This is a genomic window from Stenotrophomonas sp. INTA L402-1 (genome assembly GCF_059295135.1).
Map to the genome: position 1 here is coordinate 1 of NZ_JCAFWP010000024.1, position 17,926 is coordinate 17,926.

Consider the following 17,926-nt stretch of genomic DNA (forward strand, 5'->3'; position numbering starts at 1 on the left):
TGATGCCGGGCTGGCTCGCCTGCTCAACCGCACCGCGCTTGAACTCGGCACTGAACTTCCTACGCTTTGACATGAACACTCCTCATGGCCTGAATCGGCCTTCTTGTAAGTGTCCGTGAAAACGGGGCTGAACCCAGCCCAAGCGCTTGGTGAAAAGGTGGCAGGGCAGCGCGTTACACTGGAAGCATCTACCGGTCAACGAAGCGTGGCGGACATCGTGACGAAGGATAAGGGTGTTGTGGAAGTAAAGAGCGGTGGTGCTCAACTAAGTTCGGGGCAAAAGGCTATCAAGGCTGATGTCGATGCCGGTCGTCCGGTGACGCCTAGGGGAGCGAACGCGGAAAAAGCGGGGCTTGAGCCAGGAAAGCCGACGCAAATGAAGTGCTATGACGTGAAGCGTTGCTGATGAGTGCTACTGGACATTGCGATGCGGCCTTCAGGAAGGCTGTTCTACTCAAGTGCTATGAGGCGCTTGAGGTGGAAGGATTTACGCGCTATCGAATGCAGGATGTGGACTGGCCGATGGAACATGGCTTCCATTGCTGGGTTGGGCTCAATACTGGCTTGGAAAGAGAGTATCTCGATATCAATCCATTCGTCGGCGTTCATGTGGTGCCGATCATGAAACTTTATACCTCCCTTGAGGGGCGGAAATACAGCCGAAGCACATCCACCTATGCGGTTCACATGGGAGAGCTGGCACCCAAGGAGCAGGCTTTTCGTTTTACTCGGGAAACTGATGTTGCAGCGCAAGCGGCTCGGCTGGCGCGTTTATATTCGGATGCCGGCTTGTCGTATGCGTTGTCCATCGGCACCTATGAGCGGCTACTTCCCTTGTTGCAAGAACGCGTGCCGATGCTCGGTGCCTATCCGGAACGGGTGGCATCTTGCCTGCATCTGATGGGCCGTAAGGAAGAAGCGAGGTTGTTCGCTGAAGAGTTCTTGCAGGATCATCGAGATTACTTTGAAGGCTTTGCAGTTCCGTTCTTGAGGATTTTGAACGGCCAATGACAGCCAGGTCGGGTCGGGCAAACGCGGGCCGCACGCCTGCAAGTCCGACAGAGCGCAATTTGAGGTGCACTGGAGTGAAGCGCCGGGGGTGTGCCCTGTATTGTGCCCCGGACATTGTAGCCGGTGGCTGCGTTGGGCAGCTACTGCAACGGTTGGAAAGCGAGGCCCCTGCGAATGCAGGGGCCTCGGTATGTCGGCGGGAAAAGCAGCTCTTTCTAAGCCACCCGTAGGGCGGTGAACACCCGGCTGACGCTCCCAACTTAAAACAGCACAACGCGTTGTCAACCCATTGATCGGCGGGCAAGGCTGCCGCGCATCTTCCCCGTTTTCTTACCTTCCTTAGCTGCATTGGCGGATTTGCGCTTTTTCTTCATGGTTCGGCGGAGGCTTTTGCCACTTGTGTCGTAACCGGCGGCTTTCAGCAGCTTGTCGGCAGCGCGTTCCACTGCAAAGCGAGTGAGTTTGTCCATCCCCAGTGTTTAACGCGTTTTCGCCGGTGCGCAAGCCCGGCGGCGCTCCTGCGCCGCCTCTTGCCTTTCCCCTCCAAGGGTAGCCGAGCGGTAGCGAGGCCAGAAGGGCGGCGCAGCCGCCCGTGGTTTTGCTCTTGAACCCGAGCGCAGCCCGCCCAGCGACGAAGCCCGTGCGCGTGTTTTCCTGGTAGTGACCCCTCGGCCGCGAAAGGCGCCAACGGCGGCCTTGAACAACGGGGGGGCGCTGGCAGCGCGCCCCCCTGCGACCCCCCGGCTGCCGAGGACCGTCGCCGGAGGCGTCGGCCTCGGCCTTGGGTTTGCCTGTTCAAAACGCTTGGCGTTTTGGGCGGGCAAACCGTTTTGCGGGTCGCTTGGGCACGAGCCCCCCACCCGTGAGGGCCAGGAATAACGAGATGGTCGGCCCGCGGTTGAAGTGCCTTGCGGCTGCGGGTGTGCCGGCGGGAAACGACCCCATGACGGCCCAGCGTGGTTCACAGCGTCGCCGCTGCTGCCCCGGTCCACGCCGCCCACGGTCTGCTGTAGGCGTCTCTCTCGGGCTGCGGCTGAGCCAGCGTTCGCCTACGGTCTCACGTAGACCCAAGTTACACGGGTGCTTTACTCCTTGCCCGCAGTCCTCGGTTGCCGCGCGTTTGCCCAATGGTGGGCTGATCAGCAGAACCGTTTGATGGCTACGAACCACCCCCGCCTAGTGCTGATCACGCAGGCCGTCCGGGTGGAGCGAAGGGAGGGCGAACAGGAAGGGCTTGCCAGATGGCCGGGGCTTGTTACCTTGACCTCAAGGGGCCAGTGCCTGGGCATGTCGTAGCTGTCACTACCTTGCTCGCCTCCGGGTCGTCCAACCCGGGGGCCATGAATTCAAGGTAGAGCGCCCTGGGGCTTTGTCAAGCCTAGGGCGTTTTCATTTGCAAACGGGTGTCGTGTTGTGCATCAATCCACGAAGCATCCAAAGGAGCACTCAATGAATTACGGAGAAATTCAGCGCATTCGAGAGCAATTTCAAGGAGGTCTATGGCCTCAATTTTTGGATCGTGTCGATATCAAGGGGCTGCGAGGTTGGCAAGGGCAGTCCGTTCATTTCAAATTTCCAGTAGCAGCGATTGTTGGGGAAAATGGAGCGGGTAAAAGCACCGTCCTAAAAGTTGCTGCGGCCGCCTACGAGAAAACAAAAGTCTCTGGATACTATCCGTCTGACTTCTTCTTGGATACACACTGGGATACCCTAAGTGATGTTGAGTTGGGCTATGCAATTAAGCTGGGAGAGAACACCGTAGGCTTCAAAATTAGGAAGCCGACTAAGCGCTGGAGCTTTCCTGAAAAGCGTTACTCGCGTCGCATATATTGGTTCGACGTGGCAAGGACGCTGCCGCTTGACGCAACTGCCGGCTACGCAAAGGTGGCTCGACTCGCTGCCGGCGAGATAGCGACAGAGGAACTAACAGAGGAATATCGCGGGAAGCTATCCTACATTTTGGGGCGGGAGTATCAGGGGGCACGTTTCGCTACACCTGACGTCAATGAGAAGCGCGCAGTTGGTCTGCTGAGGCGGGAATTTGGAGAAATTTCTCAGTTCCATCAAGGCGCGGGCGAAGATACATCGTTAGACTTGATGAGGGCTCTCCAAGAGGTTCCTCAGAACTCTCTCATCATAGTTGATGAGGTGGAGGCGTCCCTTCATCCCAAAGCGCAGCGCAGGTTAATTAACTTCCTTATTGAGCTGAGTCGCCTGAGGCGCGCACAAGTGATTGTATCAACCCATAGTCCCTACATACTGGAAGAGTTGCCGCCTGAAGCACGTATTTTGCTTCTGCCCACTCCGGCTGGACCAAGCGTGGTCTATGGGGCTAGCCCGGAGTTCTCTTTGACTAAGCTTGACGACGTCGCGCACCCGGAAGCCTTCATCTACGTTGAGGACGGATTCGCAGAAATCTGGGTCAGAGAGATTGTCGCATCACACGTGGAAGGTGGCGACCTTCTTTCCCATATTAAGATTTCTGCTGTCGGCCCTGCAAATGTAGTTACCATGATGGGCAAATTGGCTTCGGAGGGCAAGTTGCCGCAGCCAGGTCTGGGGATTCTCGACGGAGATCAAGAGTTGAGGCCTGGGTGTGTGAAGCTCCCTGGTGAGAAGGCGCCAGAGCAAGTGGTCTTTGAGGGTTTGCGCGATAAAAATTGGGGCCTTCTACATGAGCGCTTTGGAATTGGTGCAGGAAGCCTCCATGCCTATCTTGAAGACGCTATGCTTAACCCGCATTTCCATGCGTGGCCCGAACTTGTTGGTGACAAAATACTGAAAAGCAAGACCAACGTATGGGAAACCATGGCGACGGAATGGTGTAGGAATTGCCTCTCGGATGTTGTTCGTGACCAGATTGTCAAGGCGATCAAGGACATCCTTCCGCACTGATTTGAGTTACGCATCAATCATTCCTTTGTGTAGGCGCTGAATTATCTCTACTGGTGCCGCGGCCCTAAGGGGTGATTTCTATGCATGGAGGGGAAGCCCCGGAGAGGTCTCGATTCCGGGGCTCAATTCTAGATGTTTATGAATCTAGAATTCCGGCATTTCGGTGATATTGAATCCCTTTTCGTTTTGAGCGATGCGAAGTATGAATTCAATTTTTTCGCCAAGTTTTATTTTGCTTTCATTCAGTGTTCCGGAGAATACGTCGTGTCCTTCGATCAGGAGCTTCACGACTTCTCCGGATTTTTTGGCGCCTAGCGGCTTCCATCGCCATTCATTCCTATCTTCATTAAAATAGTATTTCCAGATAAGAAGCTCCGAAACCCGGTCATCATCCAGATTTTCACGTCTCACGGCTGTAACGCAGAATTTAGTCATGCTTGTCCCCCTGTCATGGTTAGGTGCGCCAGAATAGTTCGCGCCCGGTATAGATCAGGTTGCCGATGTGAGTTTCAAGTCCAGCGTTCTAGGCAGATGTTGAGCGCACAAGGAAGAACGCAGCACCACCTAGTATGGGCAGCACGACGTGCGCAGGAGCCAGCGTCATGCTCACAAGTGCCGCCAGGCCTCTCACGTGGTCTGCATCGGGAAACACATCAGCGAACCCACTGACCAGGAACGCCAGCATGTTGAGGGCGATGACACCGGCCCAAGTCCAAAGGAAGCCCCGCCAGAAGCCTCCGCGCGGGAGGCTTTGTTCTGCGTAATGGGGGAAGGGCTGGCGGTTGATCCATGCCCGTCGTCGGATGGCTCGGTGGGTGATCCAGAAGAGGAAGGCCAGCAGCAACCACACCCCTAGGCCCCCCAGAACAGCCAGCCAGCCGAAGTGGCTACCGTTCCGGATCATTTCAAACCCGCCGCCGATGAAGACGAGGCCGGCTCCACCGAGAAGAACGGACGCGCAACCCGCGTTCGCGTAGGAGTTCATGCGGTCAGGGCCTGTGGGCGGTCCAAGTGCCGTTGGCCTTGGCGAACCGAACGGGCTCCACGATGGGGCGCACCAGTTCGGCGCCTGACACATTGAGGACCACCTCTCCGCCGAGGTGACAGATGACCCCCTCGGAGGGGGCGGCGTCTCGGCAATCCGAAAGCTTGAAGTCTCGATAACCGGTCACCGTCATCGATCCGCTGGAAACCTGAGTGAAAGTGGCCCCGATGGCAGCTTGGGCTTCTTCGACGGATGGTTGATTGCTGGCACAGGCGGCCAGGCCCAATGCAGCGATGGCGGAAAAGAGCATGTTGCGGACGATCTTCATGAAACCCTCTGTGGTTGGGTGACGTTTGAGTGCTACATTTCATGAAGACTCTGCCACAAAACGCTGCGAGAAGTCATGCTTCAGGACCAATCCATCAAGCTGTGTCCACGTGCCCAAGGCTCCACCATCGCCCCGCAGCCTCTTCGCGGCTCGCCTGAAACAAGCACGGGCGCTGCGTGACATTGCCAGCCAGCGAGCGCTGGGGGTGCTCATGGGGCTGGATAAGAAGCTGGCGAGCAGCCGGGTCAACCGTTACGAAAACGAGACCAGCGGCATCGACCTGGATGGATTGGGCAAATTGGCCGAGGTCCTTGGGGTGCCGATGGCCTACTTGGTGGCCGAAGACGAAGCCATCGCAGAGGTCATCTTGACGCTGTCGAAGATGGCACCAGATGAGCGGGCGACAGCGCTCAAACGTCTAAGAAAAAGTTAGCTCCAAAGTAGAAGTCCGTCCTGCCGCCTTTCGGTGCACAGGAGGTCTACACACCTAAAGCCCAATTACCGTAGAGAAGCGTTTTGAAGAAGATACTTCCCATCATGATTGGCCTCGCATTGCTGACAAAGCTGATCGATTTCCTCTTCTACGGCAGGCAGCTAAATGATCTCGCTGGAGTCGTGGGATTTGTTCTGCTCTTGGTCGGGGTAGTGCTACCAGATGATCAATCGATCAAGGCGTCGGGCGCGCGTGGCGCCAATACAGGGCGAACGTTGATCAGCATTTTCGGAGTCATTGTTCTTGCAATTCACTTCTTGGTGAAATGGAAGATTCTTGGCACCTCGTGATGCTTTAACGTTCGTGGCACCTGGGCAACAATGCGCCTCGCGTTCTTAACGCGGTCCTGATCGTCGGAAGCGCGGAGGCTCCAACCGAGGAGGCAGAAAGCCGGTGCCCGCCCCAGGCTGTTTGCTTGGTGACTGCTCAATGGTTGGCGGCGGCGCCACCGGCGGCCACTGGTCCGGGAACCGGAAGTCCTCGGTCGGGTGCGCCTTGTGGAACGCTTGCAACAGGCGTTGGCGCTGGCGCTCGGCTTCCTGGGCGGCTTGTTCCTTGGCGGCGATAGCGACGAGCTCGGATTGCTTGGCCATCGTCACCTGTTCTTCCGAGAGCTTGACCACGTCTTGCAGGTCACGCAGGGACTTGGGCGTCCAGCCCATACGCTCGGCCATTTTCCCGACACCCTTCAAGCCGGCCTGACCCTTGTCCCGGTGGTAGCGCGCGTCGTGCCGGTCGCGCCGGGCCTGTTTGAGCTCGGCGGCGGTTTGGTCCCGCAGCACGGTCGCGACCTGGGCTTCGCCTTCGGCCTGGAGGTAGTCGCGGGCCAAAGCACGGGGCAGCGGATCGGCGTGGCCCTGCGCCCAGGCAAGGGCCGTGCGCAGCAGCTCTGCCAGATCCTTTTCGAGGGTCGCCAACCAAGCGTCGGCCACGCGCGCCACTTGCTCGCTTTCCTTGGTGCCGTTGCCCGTCACCCGCGTGTGGATTTGTGGAGCCAGTTGAGGCGTTGAACCTCTCGTCCGATGACCGTTTGCCCGGGTGGCCCGCCGGGGCGCGGATCCCCCAGGCAGGTGGGAAACCGGCCGCTTCGCAGGCGGCGGAATGGCGGCCTTGGTTGGGACAGCAGGGATGGCTTGAGCCAGGCGGTCGCGGCCTGCCTCGCTGCGTTCCAAAAGCGCACGGGCATGCAATGCCTGCTCGTCCACGTGCTGAAGCCGCCCCTCGGCGGCGGCTTGGGCTTTGAGTTCGCGGAAGCGATCGGCCTGGGCTTGGGCGTGCTGAGCGTTCTCGATGCGCACCCGCTGGACACGTTCGGCACGGGGGCTGCGTTTGCCCCGACGAGCGGCAGCGGTCGCGGTGCGGCCCACCTTGGGTTCCGGGGCGCGATCCAACTCGGCGGCCCGGGCGAAGTCTCCGGCGTTGGCGGCCGCCACCTGCTGGTCCAACAGGCTGCGGTGGTCCACCCGCTCTGAGAAGCCCGCACGCTCCAAGTGCTGGTTGATGGTACTGGCCACCTTTGCGCGAACTTCCTCCACCGCACCGGTTTTGCGATCGTCCAGCTCGCGGGTTTTCGCGCCCAGCCCGGTGGGCTCCATGCGGCGAGTGGTCGCCAAGATGTGGACGTGGTGGTTGCGCGCGTCGGCGCTCTTGTCCGGCGCGTGGATGGCGAACATGGCCGCAAAGCCGAACCGGCCCACCAGGTGGGCGGTGAGGTCGCGTGCCAAGTCGGCGCGTTGGTCGTCCGTCAGCTCGTGCGGGAGCGACACCAGGAACTCCCGCGCCACCACGCTGTTCTTGCGCGTCTCGGCGGCTTCGGCGGCGTTCCACAGTTGGGCTGGATCGTGGGCCCACTCGGGGGAACCGGCCGGGGCGAGAATGCCAAAGGCGACCACACCGTTTTTGCGGGTGTAGTCGTGGCGCTCGCCGGTGCGCTGGTCGGTGAGATCCAAGCCCGCGCGATAGGCCGCGCCGGCCACGGCGCTGGCGCCCTGGCTTCGGCTGACGGTCTTGATTTCGCAACGGTAAATGGCCACACGGTCCCCATGCTTTGGAAGGCCCGCCAGTCCCCACCTGTGGGGGCGTCCGGCGGAAGGGGGCAGCGAGTGCGTAGCGCTCGCGGGGTGTCGGGGGCGAAGCCCCTGACCGCGGGCAAACTCCGAAGGAGTTTGCATAACCGCGCTCTTGTCGTTTTCTTCGGGCGCTTCGCACCCTCTGAAAACCGCAGGAGAACCGGGCTGCTCGCTGCGCTCGCTGGCCCCTGTATCCAGCGTCCCATGCACGCAAAAACTGTCAACTTTTTAGCCAAAAGCAAAAGCGGCGCTCGCTGCTCGCTCGCGCCTGGGAATGGGGCGTTGCCCCCCCTTGCCTTCGGCCCATTTTCTGGTTGCATGGTTTATCAGGGGCTGGTTGCAGGTGTGCTGTGGCGGATGTTGAAAGGCAAAAACTAAAACTATCGAAATTGTTGGACGTGGCCGCCAAAGAGCATGCCAAGCTCATGGTGGCCGAGAAGCAACAGAAAGCACGGGAGGCCCGCCAAGCGGCCCGGGAGAAAGCCAAGGAACGCGCCAAGCTGTTCCGCTCGGCGGATGCTCATCGAAAAATCGTGCTGGGTGGGTTGACCATCGCCGCTGAAGCCGATGGCTGGGACCCGGCCGAAATCGTCGGGGCGTTGCTGTTGGTGGGCGAGAAAATGGGGGAGCGTCCAACGTTGCGCCACCAACTGCGTGAGCGTGGCATTGCTCACTTGGAAGCGCGCGCAGCTGCACGAGAGGCGGCGCGGTCATGAACGCATGCTCCCACGATCTCCATGATGCAGCCGCGATGGGCGATGCCGTGACGGTGTGTACTCTACTAGCCGACGGAAACGATCCAAACCAAGCCGGGAGACTGGGGAATACCCCGCTCCTGGCGGTCGCCATTGTTTATGCCTTCAGTGCGAGCAGCGTCCACAATCCTGCGTTTCTGACTACGGCCAAGGCCTTGCTGGACGCAGGGGCCAACCCTGACGCTGCGAATGGATCAGGCCTCTCTGCGGCCCAGCACGCAAATGCCTACGCGCCGGTGCTTGACCGGTTGTTTCAGGCCTATAGCCGCGCTCGTGCCTTGAATGTGACGCTTCCGTCGGTTTCTGCTTGCCACGGCACCAAAGCCATTCCTGCTCATCGTCAGCGGCTATGACGAACCGCCCCGAGCCCTTCGTCTTGCACTCGGTTCGCGGCATGGGCATTTTTTTGTCCCATACCGCGAGCCGGGAGCGGTGCATCTACCGGTTGCGCGTGGCAAAGACGGAAGTTGGAGCGGATCGCGGCGTTTGGTTCATTCGCTGATCCTGCTCCCCGGCATCTCGGTCAGCAGGGCGCGTAGCCGCTCCAGATCGAGGCTGTAGGCCACCACGGACAGGCCTGGCGATTTCCCCGCGCCACGAAGTTTTTCGTCGGCCGTGAAAGCTCGGCTGTAAGTGTTGTGATGCTCGTCGTCCAGCTCGTGTCCAACGATCTGAGCCCGCATTTCTGAAGCAACGCCAGCGGTTTGCATCTCTTGAATAACGGTTTTTCGGAGCGAGTGGAAGCCGCGCTTGGCTTTCGGCCAGTCGGCCGATCGCTTACCCAAGTAATAGCCGAACGCTTTGCTGATCCAGTTCCCAGCACCGTTCTTGGCGTTGGTGGCCGCTTGGGGGAACAGGCGGGTATCGCCGCGATCCCGCAACCGCTGCACGTAGTCCAGGAAGCCCAACGCCACAAGGTCGGCGTGGATGGGTACCACCCTTTTTGAAACCTCGCTTTTAAGCCGCTGGTTTTCGCCTTCGTCGGTCACGTGGAGGACGGGCACGCCGTCGGCCTCCGCCACGTCCGTCAGCAGCAGTTGCCCAACTTCACCGGCTCTGCCGCCGGTGTAGAGGCCCAGCAGCGCAGCCCAGCGTGTGCCGGGGGAAAGCCGGGCGAACTGCTCGCGGGCGAAAAGCGCCTGGATCTGGGGCACGGTGAAGGCCCGGAATCCCAGTTTTTTCCGCTGGCGTTTTTCCTTCGCCGTGTAACGCACGTGGCCTTTGGCTGGGTTGTCCATGGCAGGGTAGTGGCCGGACTTGGTGGCCCAGTCAAAGAAGCCGCCCACGCCGCCGAGGTAGGACTGTTTGTTGTAGACGGAGGGGGTGCTGTTGCCCTTGTCGCGCAGGTGTTGATAAAAGCGAGCCATGTCCGGCCGGCCGATGGTGTGCACCTGACGGCTGCTGCCGATGTAATCCACCAGCATGTTGATGGCTGTGCCTTTGATGGTGAGGGTCTTGGGCGTGGTGGATCCCTCAAGGCTTTTCAACCACGCGTCGCGCGCCTTGGCTACGGAAATGGCTTCCGCCACGGGACTGGGCGGAGAAGGCATATGCGCCGGTGCCGGTGCCGGATGGGGGGGCGGGGGCTCGTAGCCGTCCAGCATGGCCATGAGTGGATCCTTTTCATACAGCGCCGCCAACTCGGCCTGCGGACCGCGTGGGGCGGTGGCCTGACGATAAAGCTGGACGTCATCGTCATTGTCCATTTGCCAGCGCTCGACGACGGTGCCGTCGGCGAGCTGCGTGCGCTCCAACGTCAATTCTGGCAATCGGCCCTTGCGCAGTCGTGCAACCAGCGACCCTACGTCTTCCTTGCTCATCCCCATTTCCTGCATGGCGGTGAAAGCCGCAGCATAGCGGGCGGATAGGGCCAACGCTGCTACCCGAGCGGGCAGCAGATCCATGCCGAGTGAGCGTTTCAGGAAGGCCCGCCCCACCTTGGTCCTCAAAGGGGAAGGAACGCGAATGCGAAAGACGTAACGGCCGGAGGCGGCCTGCATTAGGTAGTGAGGAAGTGCCATCGGAGTTGTGCCCCGATTTGTGCCCTGCCTGCGATTTCTCCTCCAACAAAAAAGCCCCTGTAAAAACAGGGGCTTATGTAATGCTGGCGGAGAGAGGGGGATTCGAACCCCCGAAGCGCGGTTTAGACGCTTACACACTTTCCAGGCGTGCTCCTTCAACCACTCGGACACCTCTCCGGATCCCTGCCATCGGCAAACGCCTCAGCAGGGGCGCAGATTCTAGCGGGCTGCGCGACACTTCACAAGCACCCCAGTCAGGAACCTGCGAAGGACGTGCCGGAGGCGAGGGGGCTGGACAGGCATGGCACAATGGAACATCCGATGGAAAACGGTGGCCTGATGTCCTATCTCGTCCTTGCCCGCAAGTGGCGTCCGAAGCGTTTTGCCGAGCTGGTGGGCCAGGAACACGTGGTCCGTGCGCTCAGCAACGCGCTGGACAGCGGCCGGGTCCACCATGCGTTCCTGTTCACCGGTACCCGCGGCGTGGGCAAGACCACCATCGCGCGCATCTTCGCCAAGTCGCTGAACTGCGAGCAGGGCACCAGCGCCGACCCGTGCGGCCAGTGCGCGGCCTGCCTGGACATCGATGCCGGCCGCTACATCGACCTGCTGGAAATCGACGCCGCGTCCAACACCGGTGTGGATGACGTGCGCGAGGTGATCGAGAACGCGCAGTACATGCCCTCGCGTGGCAAGTACAAGGTCTACCTGATCGACGAAGTGCACATGCTGTCCAAGGCGGCGTTCAACGCGCTGCTGAAGACGCTGGAAGAGCCGCCGGAGCACGTGAAGTTCCTGCTGGCCACCACCGACCCGCAGAAGCTGCCGGTCACCGTGCTCAGCCGCTGCCTGCAGTTCAACCTCAAGCGCCTGGACGAGGATCAGATCCAGGGCCAGATGACCCGCATCCTGGCGGCTGAGGAAATCGAGGCCGACGGCAGCGCCATCGTGCAGCTGGCCAAGGCCGCCGACGGCAGCCTGCGTGACGGCCTATCGCTGCTGGATCAGGCGATCGCCTACGCCGGCGGCGCGCTGCGCGAGGACGTGGTGCGCACCATGCTGGGCACGGTCGACCGCACCCAGGTGGCAGCGATGCTCGATGCGCTGGCCGAAGGCGATGGTCCGCGCCTGTTGCAGGTGGTGGCTGCGCTGGCGGAGTTCTCGCCGGACTGGAGCGGCGTACTGGAAGCGCTTGCCGAAGGCCTGCATCGCATCCAGGTGCAGCAGCTGGTACCGGGTGCCGCAGCGGCTGCCGAAGGCCTGGATGCGACGGTGTTCGCCGAACGCCTGCGTCCGGAAGTGGTGCAGCTCTGGTATCAGATGGCCTTGAACGGCCGTCGTGACCTGCCGCTGGCGCCTAGCCCGCGCGCGGGCTTTGAAATGGCTGTGCTGCGCATGCTGGCGTTCCGCCCGGCCGCGGCGGTCCCGCCGGTGCCGAAGTCGGTGGACGGTGCAGGCAATGCGCCGGGTGGCAATGCTGCCGGTGGTGGCAGCGGTACGGGTACCCACGAAGCGACACCGGTTGCTGCCGCCACTTCGGCAAGCCCGGCCGTAATAGCGCAGGTGGCCGCTCCGGCGCAGGCCGCGCCGCGCGAACCTGAACCCGAACCTGAGCCGGCCCCACGACCCGAACCGGACCCGACCCCGGAGCCCGAGCCGGTTCCGGTGGAAGAGCCCGTGTCACCGCCGCCGGTGAAGGCCGAAGCAGCGGCACCGGCATCCGTTGAAGCCGAAGCGGGCGACGACCTGCCGCCGTGGGCCACCGACGAAGCCGAGGCGCGTGACGAGGCGCTGGCGGCCGAGATGGCTGGGCCGGACGCCGCCATGGTGGCGCCCTGGCATGAACCGCCAGCTCCCGTCGCGGCTCCCAGCGAGCCTGCGCCGCCCGAGCGCCCGTTCCGCACTGAAGGCATTGCCATCGCGCCGGCTGAGCCGGCCCCGGCACGTGATGCCGTGCCGCAGGAAGGTGTCAGCGATCTGGCCAGCGCCGAGGATTGGCTGGATCTGGTCGCCAACAGTGGCCTGAGCGGCCCGTCGCGGCAGTTGGCCGCCAACGCCGCCTTCATCAGTTGCCAGCACGGGACCTTGAAACTGGGTCTTTCGCCCGGATTTGAATATCTGCGCTCGGAGCGCGCGCTGGCCGCCCTGGGCGAGATGCTGGAGAAGGCCCTCGGCCAAGCGCCGAAGATCGTGGTCGAGACCGTGGAAACCGAACACGTTCCGGCCGAGACCCTGCACCAGCGTGCCGATCGCCAGCGTGGCGAGCGGCAGCAGGTGGCAGAGGCTGTTTTCATGGACGATCCGGAAGTGCAGGTGCTGATCCAACAGCACGGCGCCCGGGTTGTTTCCGATTCCATCCGTTCTTTTGACGAGTAAGACACTATGCGCGGCAACATCGCCCAACTGATGCAGCAGGCCCAGAAGATGCAGGAAAACCTGCAGAAGGCCCAGGAAGAAATCGCCAAGATCGAAGTGACCGGCAGCGCCGGTGGCGGCATGGTCAGCGTGACCCTGACCGGCGCCAAGGAATGCCGCAAGGTGCGCATCGACCCGTCGCTGGCCAGCGACCCGGAGATGCTGGAAGACCTGATCGCCGCCGCCTTCAACGATGCCTCGAACAAGATCGATGCCGAGTCGAAGTCGAAGATGGGTTCGGCCACCGCCGGCATGCAGCTGCCGCCGGGCATGAAGCTGCCGTTCTGATTTTCAGCGTGGCACCCGTGTAACCGGGTGCCACGGATCCCGTAGAGTCGAGCTTGCTCGACTGCTCCAACCTTCAGTCGAGCATGGCTCGACTCTACAAACAGCCGTCGAGCCTGCTCGACGCAATGAAAGCCTGCCGCCGTGTCCGCACCCCTGCTTGAACAATTGATCGACGCACTGCGGGTGCTGCCTGGCGTGGGCCAGAAGACGGCGCAGCGCATGGCCTACCACCTGCTCGAGCGCGAGCGCGAAGGTGGCCAGCGCCTGGCCGAAACCCTGGCGCTGGCGGTGGAGCGCATTGGCCACTGCGCGCAATGCCGCGATTTCAGCGAAACCGAGTTGTGCCCGACCTGTGCCAACAGCAGCCGCGAGCGCAGCCAGCTGTGCGTGGTCGAATCACCGGCCGACCGCTTGGCCATCGAGAACGCCACCGGCTTCCGCGGTGTCTACTTCGTGCTGCAGGGGCGGCTGTCGCCGCTCGATGGCATCGGCCCGCGCGAGCTGGGCCTGGAGCAGCTGGAGCGGCGGCTGGCCGAAGGCGAGGTGCAGGAGCTGATCATCGCCACCAGCGCCACTGTGGAGGGGGAGGCCACCGCGCATTACCTGGCGCAGCTGGCGCGCGCGCGCAAGGTGCAGCCCAGCCGCCTGGCGCAGGGCCTGCCGCTGGGCGGCGAACTGGAATACGTTGATCGTGGCACGCTGTCGCACGCGTTCGGGACGCGCAGCGAATTCCGCGATTGAGCAACGGCCGGCATGGCCGGGCGCGGGCGGCCTACAATGCGGGAGACATCCCCGCCGAGGCCGACCATGAGCAACGAAACCCTCTTCAGCAAGATCATCCGTCGCGAGATCCCGGCCACCATCGTCTACGAGGATGACGAGGTGCTGGGCTTCAAGGACATCGCACCGCAGGCGCCGGTGCACGTGCTGTTCATTCCGAAGAACGAGATCATTCCGACCCTGGATGACCTGCAGCCGTCGCAGGCGCACCTGATCGGCAAGCTGGCGCTGGCTGCCGCCGAGTATGCGCGCCGCGAGGGCTTTGCTCAGGACGGCTACCGCATCGTGATGAACTGCCGCGAGGATGCCGGGCAGACCGTGTTCCATATCCACATGCACCTGCTGGCCGGTGCGCCGCTGGGGCACTTCGGTACCCCGGGGCGTTGAAGCCCCTATCCACGCATGGCGTGGATCTACCGTATCCCGGCGTGGATGAAAAAGGCCGCCCGAGGGCGGCCTTTTCCGTCATGCCTGAGCGGTGACGATCACCACCAGCCCCAGCGACCATAGCCGCCCCAGTACGGGCCATACGGGCTCGGGCCCCACGGGCCATAGGGGTAGGGCACCACGTCGACCTGACGCTGTTCCGGCCACAGGTAGATCACATCGGCCGACAGCTTCGGCAGGCGGTAGTCGTATTCGCCGATGCGGGTGTTCTGGTAGCCGTCGATCTTGCCGATGAAGGTCACGTCACGACCGGCTTCGAACACCGCCGGGTCGTAGAAGCCGGCACGGCAGGCGATGAAACGACCGTCGCTGGCATCGGACGAAGTGGTGTTCGGGCGGCCACTGCCATTGAGCGGGCGCGAGATGATCTGGAAGCAGGTCTCGCCCTGGCCAGGCTTGGTTTCGATGATGCGACCGCCCCAACGGACCGGCGTGCCGACCTGCTGGGTAGCGACTGAATCGCGAGGGGAGACCAGGCTGAACTGTCCCTGCAGCGGCTTGGGGGCCGTGGCGCAGGCCGACAGGGCCAGCGTGGCCACAGCGGTGAGAAGGAACTTGGTGTTCATGGGGAGGCTCCGGAAGTCGGGCGATGCCTGCGCAGGTCCCGCAATAATGAAGCGAGGTCGGTGCAAGTTCCAGCGTAACGCGCATCAGCGAAACGCTGGCTGAGCGCGAGCAGGGCCGGGTCAGGACGCTGCCGGTGTACGCGCTGTGCCCAGTCCTGGGCGGTTTCGTGCGGTTCACGGGCCAGGCCGAGGCGGGCGTAGCGCCGTCCGAGCCGGTGCCAGGCGCGCAGCAGCGGGTCGCGTTCGCGCTCGCCACGGGCCAGCAGCCAGGCCATCCACGCCAGCGCCAGCAGTGCGGCCACCACGAAGCCAGCGACCAGCTGCCCGGGGCCCAGATCGTCCAGCCCGAACGGCTTGAGCAGCTGTTGCTGGCGGCGCGCATCGAAAGACAGCACCAGGTCGTTCCAGCCGCGGCGCAGCCAGTCGCCCATCTGGCCCAGCTGCAGCCAACGCTGCTGCAGTGGCGTGTCCGTGCCGGCCTGCAGGCGGTCATCCAGTGTGTCCAGGATGCGTTCCGGTGCCACGGCTGCGGTCGGGTCGACCCGGACCCAGCCGCGCTGCGGCAGCCACACCTCGGCCCAGGCGTGGGCATCCATTCGCCGCACTACCCAGTAGTCGCCGATACGGTTGCGGGTGCCGCCGGCGAAACCGGTCACCACCCGCGCCGGGACGCCGGCGTTGCGCATCAGCACCACGAAGGCCGAGCTGAAGTGTTCACAGAAGCCGGCCTTGTAGCCGAACAGGAACTCGTCGATCGGGTCGCGTCCCGCCGCAGGGGTGTCCAGCGTGTACGAGAAGTCGGTGGTGATCCACTGCAGCGCGCGGCGCACGATGGCCTCGTCATCGCTGCCAGCCTCCTGTCGCCATTGCTGCGCCAACGTGGCGGTTCGCGGGTTGAAGCCGGTCGGCAGCTGCAGCGTCGACCGGCGCAGATAGGGCGACAGCGTGCTGTCGAAACGCAGGGGAGGGGCCGAATGCAACCGCCAGCGGCTGAGCGAGGCCAGCGGGCGTTCGCTGCTCAGGCTCATGTCCGCATCCAGCATGCTGCCTGCAGGCGCGCGGCTGGGCAGGTCCAGCGCCACCAGCTGGCGGCGGTCGGTCGGCTCGTAGTCGATCTGGTAATCCCAGCCCTGTGTACTTGCTTCAACCACCGCAGCAGGCCGCCGCGCGCTGGCGCGGTCGCGTGTCCAGCGCCGTCCATCGAAGGCTGTCAGTACAGGGCCGCGCCAGTAACGCTGCGCCGGCTCGGGTGGAGTGCCGAAGAACTGCACGCGCAGCGCCGGGCTGTCGTCGGCCATCAGGTCCAACCACTGGCCGGGCTCCATGCTGTCGGACAACCCCGGTGTACCCACGGCGCGCTCGGGAACACCCCACAGTGGTGTGGCCAGGCGCGGGAACAGCCAGAAGCAGGCCAATGCCAGCGGCAGGCCGATCGCCAACAGGCGGCCGACACCATGCAGCTGCCCGCGCAGTGGCAGGCGGCCGGCATGACCTTCATCCTGGGCCAGGCGTTGCAGCGCGATCAGTGCGCTGCCCCCGGCCAGCGCGGCCAGCGCGGTTGTCAGCGGCCCCTGGTCGAGCAGGAATGCTGCAAAGGGCGAGAACAGCGCGAAGCCGAGCAGGCTGCGGGCATCACGCAGGCTGCGCAGCTCGCTGGACTTGATCGCCAGCATCGCGGCCAGCAGTGCGCAACCGGTATCGCGCCCGGGGCGCACCATGCCCATCTGCCAGACGATGGCGCCGAGCATGCCCAGCACCAGCAGCAGGCGTACCGGCATCGGCAACACTGTCCGCCACGACAGGGCGGCGGTGATGATCGCCGCCAGCGCGATCACACCAGCCAGCAGTGGCGGCAGCTGCAGCAGCAACGGCAACAAGGCCAGCGCCGCGCTGGCCAGGGTCCAGTTGCGGGCATTGCGATCGAGCAGGGCGGGGGTCTCAGTCATGCGGCATCAGCGCCAGCGCGCGCAGGCACAGGTGATGGTGGCTGGCGCCCTGACCGGGCCCGAACGGCGGGTGTGCAGGCAGCAGCAGGGTGTAGCGGCGGCCCTCGCGCTCGGCCACATCCACCCAGCGCGCCAATCGAGCGATGCGTGCTTCATGGCCCAACGGCGCCAATGCGCGCCAGTCGAGGATCACTTCGATGCCGACCGGCTTTTCGTACTCGCGCACCAGCAGGCTGTCGCGGCGAGCCGAGTGCTTCCAGGAAATGCTGCGCGGCGCATCGCCGGCCCGGTAGGGGCGCAGCTGATGCAGTTCCTCGCCGCTGGCATGGGCGCGGGTGTGCAGCGGATCGCTGCCGCTCTCCGGCAGTGCAGGCGCCACGGCTTCGGCCAGCGGGTAGACCAGCAGCGGCTGTTCCGGCCACACCCAGGACCACGCCCGCACCAGGCCCAGCGGCTGGGTGGTGGACAGTCGGATGCGCGGCAGTTCCAGCCAGCCACGGCGTTCGCTGGGAACGTCCAGTTCCACTTCGCCACGGCCGTGCGCAGGCAGCGAGGTCCAGGCGTTGCTGTCACCCAGCTGCAGATGAAGGCCGTGCCGCGCACGCGGGTCACGCAGTGAGAGGTCCACGCGCAGACGCAACGGTTGCCCGGCCGCTACCGGCTCGGCGGAGATCACATCGATCTGCACGCCGGACAACTGGAGATGCGCGGCAATGGCACTGGCGATTGCTGCTGCCGCGAGCAGCAGGGCCAGCAACAGCGCCGGGTTGTTGTTGTAGTTCAGTGCGCCCAGCAGCATGGCCGTCAGCAGGGTGGCAACGAACAGGCCGAAGCGGGTGGGCAGCACATAGATGCGATGGCGGTCCAGCCGCCTCGGCAAGGCTTCGGGCCTGCGTGGCCGAGCTAGCAGCTGCATGCGTGCCCAGC

20 protein-coding genes and 1 tRNA gene are annotated in these 17,926 nt (G+C 63.3%); 10 read left to right on the top strand and 11 right to left on the bottom strand.

The annotated features are described in order from the left end of the window. A partial coding sequence (locus AC5O77_RS14105; protein WP_494506921.1) for a transposase occupies nucleotides 1-73 on the bottom strand: 73 nt, incomplete at its 3' end. A gap of 42 nt (nucleotides 74-115) precedes the next feature. Between AC5O77_RS14105 and AC5O77_RS14110 the strand changes: the two genes are divergently transcribed. Both AC5O77_RS14110 and AC5O77_RS14115 read left to right on the top strand, forming a co-directional pair. Next, nucleotides 116-406 (top strand): hypothetical protein, encoded by a 291-nt coding sequence (locus AC5O77_RS14110; RefSeq protein ID WP_494506917.1) that lies wholly within the window; start codon nucleotides 116-118, stop codon nucleotides 404-406. After that, a complete protein-coding gene (locus tag AC5O77_RS14115) occupies nucleotides 406-1,011 on the top strand; it encodes a hypothetical protein (protein WP_478058216.1) in 606 nt (201 codons plus the stop codon). Before AC5O77_RS14110 ends, AC5O77_RS14115 begins: the two co-directional genes overlap by 1 nt. A gap of 281 nt (nucleotides 1,012-1,292) precedes the next feature. On the opposite strand, the gene AC5O77_RS14120 is transcribed toward AC5O77_RS14115, so the two are convergent. Then, complete coding sequence (locus tag AC5O77_RS14120; protein ID WP_478058217.1) at nucleotides 1,293-1,481, bottom strand: hypothetical protein; 189 nt, start codon at nucleotides 1,479-1,481, stop codon at nucleotides 1,293-1,295. A gap of 979 nt (nucleotides 1,482-2,460) precedes the next feature. On the opposite strand from AC5O77_RS14120, the gene AC5O77_RS14125 reads away from it, so the two are divergent. Then, nucleotides 2,461-3,906 (top strand): ATP-dependent nuclease, encoded by a 1,446-nt coding sequence (locus tag AC5O77_RS14125; RefSeq protein WP_478058218.1) that lies wholly within the window; start codon nucleotides 2,461-2,463, stop codon nucleotides 3,904-3,906. Between the two features lie 144 nt (nucleotides 3,907-4,050). Here the strand turns inward: AC5O77_RS14125 and AC5O77_RS14130 are convergent, their stop codons facing one another. From AC5O77_RS14130 to AC5O77_RS14140, 3 genes are all read right to left on the bottom strand, one after another. Further along, nucleotides 4,051-4,341, bottom strand: a complete 291-nt coding sequence (locus AC5O77_RS14130; protein ID WP_478058219.1) for a hypothetical protein — start codon at nucleotides 4,339-4,341, stop codon at nucleotides 4,051-4,053. A gap of 88 nt (nucleotides 4,342-4,429) precedes the next feature. Continuing rightward, nucleotides 4,430-4,891: a hypothetical protein gene (locus AC5O77_RS14135; protein WP_478058220.1), complete on the bottom strand. Its 462-nt coding sequence runs from the start codon at nucleotides 4,889-4,891 to the stop codon at nucleotides 4,430-4,432. A gap of 4 nt (nucleotides 4,892-4,895) precedes the next feature. After that, entirely contained in the window at nucleotides 4,896-5,219 is a 324-nt protein-coding gene (locus AC5O77_RS14140; RefSeq protein WP_478058221.1) for a hypothetical protein, read from the bottom strand. A 109-nt stretch (nucleotides 5,220-5,328) separates the two neighbouring features. On the opposite strand from AC5O77_RS14140, the gene AC5O77_RS14145 reads away from it, so the two are divergent. Together AC5O77_RS14145 and AC5O77_RS14150 are read left to right on the top strand one after the other, a co-directional pair. Then, nucleotides 5,329-5,652, top strand: a complete 324-nt coding sequence (locus tag AC5O77_RS14145; RefSeq protein ID WP_494506918.1) for a helix-turn-helix domain-containing protein — start codon at nucleotides 5,329-5,331, stop codon at nucleotides 5,650-5,652. A 104-nt stretch (nucleotides 5,653-5,756) separates the two neighbouring features. After that, a complete protein-coding gene (locus AC5O77_RS14150; RefSeq protein ID WP_494506919.1) occupies nucleotides 5,757-6,002 on the top strand; it encodes a hypothetical protein in 246 nt (81 codons plus the stop codon). Between the two features lie 45 nt (nucleotides 6,003-6,047). Here the strand turns inward: AC5O77_RS14150 and mobQ are convergent, their stop codons facing one another. Beyond that, a complete protein-coding gene (gene mobQ, locus AC5O77_RS14155; RefSeq protein WP_478058224.1) occupies nucleotides 6,048-7,745 on the bottom strand; it encodes a MobQ family relaxase in 1,698 nt (565 codons plus the stop codon). 386 nt (nucleotides 7,746-8,131) lie between these two features. Here mobQ and AC5O77_RS14160 point away from each other — a divergent pair, with 386 nt between their 5' ends. Then, a complete protein-coding gene (locus tag AC5O77_RS14160) occupies nucleotides 8,132-8,497 on the top strand; it encodes a conjugal transfer protein TraD (RefSeq protein ID WP_478058225.1) in 366 nt (121 codons plus the stop codon). Nucleotides 8,498-9,027: 530 nt separating this feature from the next. On the opposite strand, the gene AC5O77_RS14165 is transcribed toward AC5O77_RS14160, so the two are convergent. Together AC5O77_RS14165 and AC5O77_RS14170 are read right to left on the bottom strand one after the other, a co-directional pair. Then, nucleotides 9,028-10,557: a DUF6538 domain-containing protein gene (locus AC5O77_RS14165; RefSeq protein ID WP_494506920.1), complete on the bottom strand. Its 1,530-nt coding sequence runs from the start codon at nucleotides 10,555-10,557 to the stop codon at nucleotides 9,028-9,030. 84 nt (nucleotides 10,558-10,641) lie between these two features. Continuing rightward, a tRNA-Ser gene (locus tag AC5O77_RS14170) sits at nucleotides 10,642-10,734 on the bottom strand. Between the two features lie 162 nt (nucleotides 10,735-10,896). On the opposite strand from AC5O77_RS14170, the gene dnaX reads away from it, so the two are divergent. The 4 genes from dnaX (at nucleotide 10,897) to AC5O77_RS14190 (ending at nucleotide 14,427) form a co-directional block, all read left to right on the top strand. Continuing rightward, complete coding sequence (gene dnaX / locus AC5O77_RS14175; RefSeq protein ID WP_478058228.1) at nucleotides 10,897-12,933, top strand: DNA polymerase III subunit gamma/tau; 2,037 nt, start codon at nucleotides 10,897-10,899, stop codon at nucleotides 12,931-12,933. Between the two features lie 6 nt (nucleotides 12,934-12,939). Continuing rightward, nucleotides 12,940-13,260 carry a YbaB/EbfC family nucleoid-associated protein gene (locus AC5O77_RS14180; RefSeq protein ID WP_004154630.1) on the top strand — a complete coding sequence of 107 codons (321 nt, stop codon included), beginning with the start codon at nucleotides 12,940-12,942 and terminating at the stop codon, nucleotides 13,258-13,260. Between the two features lie 141 nt (nucleotides 13,261-13,401). Further along, entirely contained in the window at nucleotides 13,402-14,001 is a 600-nt protein-coding gene (recR, locus tag AC5O77_RS14185; RefSeq protein WP_032127775.1) for a recombination mediator RecR, read from the top strand. A 66-nt stretch (nucleotides 14,002-14,067) separates the two neighbouring features. Then, nucleotides 14,068-14,427, top strand: a complete 360-nt coding sequence (locus tag AC5O77_RS14190) for a histidine triad nucleotide-binding protein (RefSeq protein ID WP_014646179.1) — start codon at nucleotides 14,068-14,070, stop codon at nucleotides 14,425-14,427. A 98-nt stretch (nucleotides 14,428-14,525) separates the two neighbouring features. On the opposite strand, the gene AC5O77_RS14195 is transcribed toward AC5O77_RS14190, so the two are convergent. From AC5O77_RS14195 to AC5O77_RS14205, 3 genes are read right to left on the bottom strand one after another with little or no spacing between them, the layout of a single operon-like run. Further along, nucleotides 14,526-15,053 carry a Slp family lipoprotein gene (locus AC5O77_RS14195; protein ID WP_032127773.1) on the bottom strand — a complete coding sequence of 176 codons (528 nt, stop codon included), beginning with the start codon at nucleotides 15,051-15,053 and terminating at the stop codon, nucleotides 14,526-14,528. Then, nucleotides 15,050-16,999 (bottom strand): transglutaminase TgpA family protein, encoded by a 1,950-nt coding sequence (locus AC5O77_RS14200; RefSeq protein WP_478058229.1) that lies wholly within the window; start codon nucleotides 16,997-16,999, stop codon nucleotides 15,050-15,052. Before AC5O77_RS14200 ends, AC5O77_RS14195 begins: the two co-directional genes overlap by 4 nt. Beyond that, nucleotides 16,992-17,915, bottom strand: coding sequence for a DUF58 domain-containing protein (locus AC5O77_RS14205; protein WP_478058230.1), 924 nt, complete (start codon nucleotides 17,913-17,915; stop codon nucleotides 16,992-16,994). Before AC5O77_RS14205 ends, AC5O77_RS14200 begins: the two co-directional genes overlap by 8 nt. Nucleotides 17,916-17,926 lie beyond the last annotated feature (11 nt).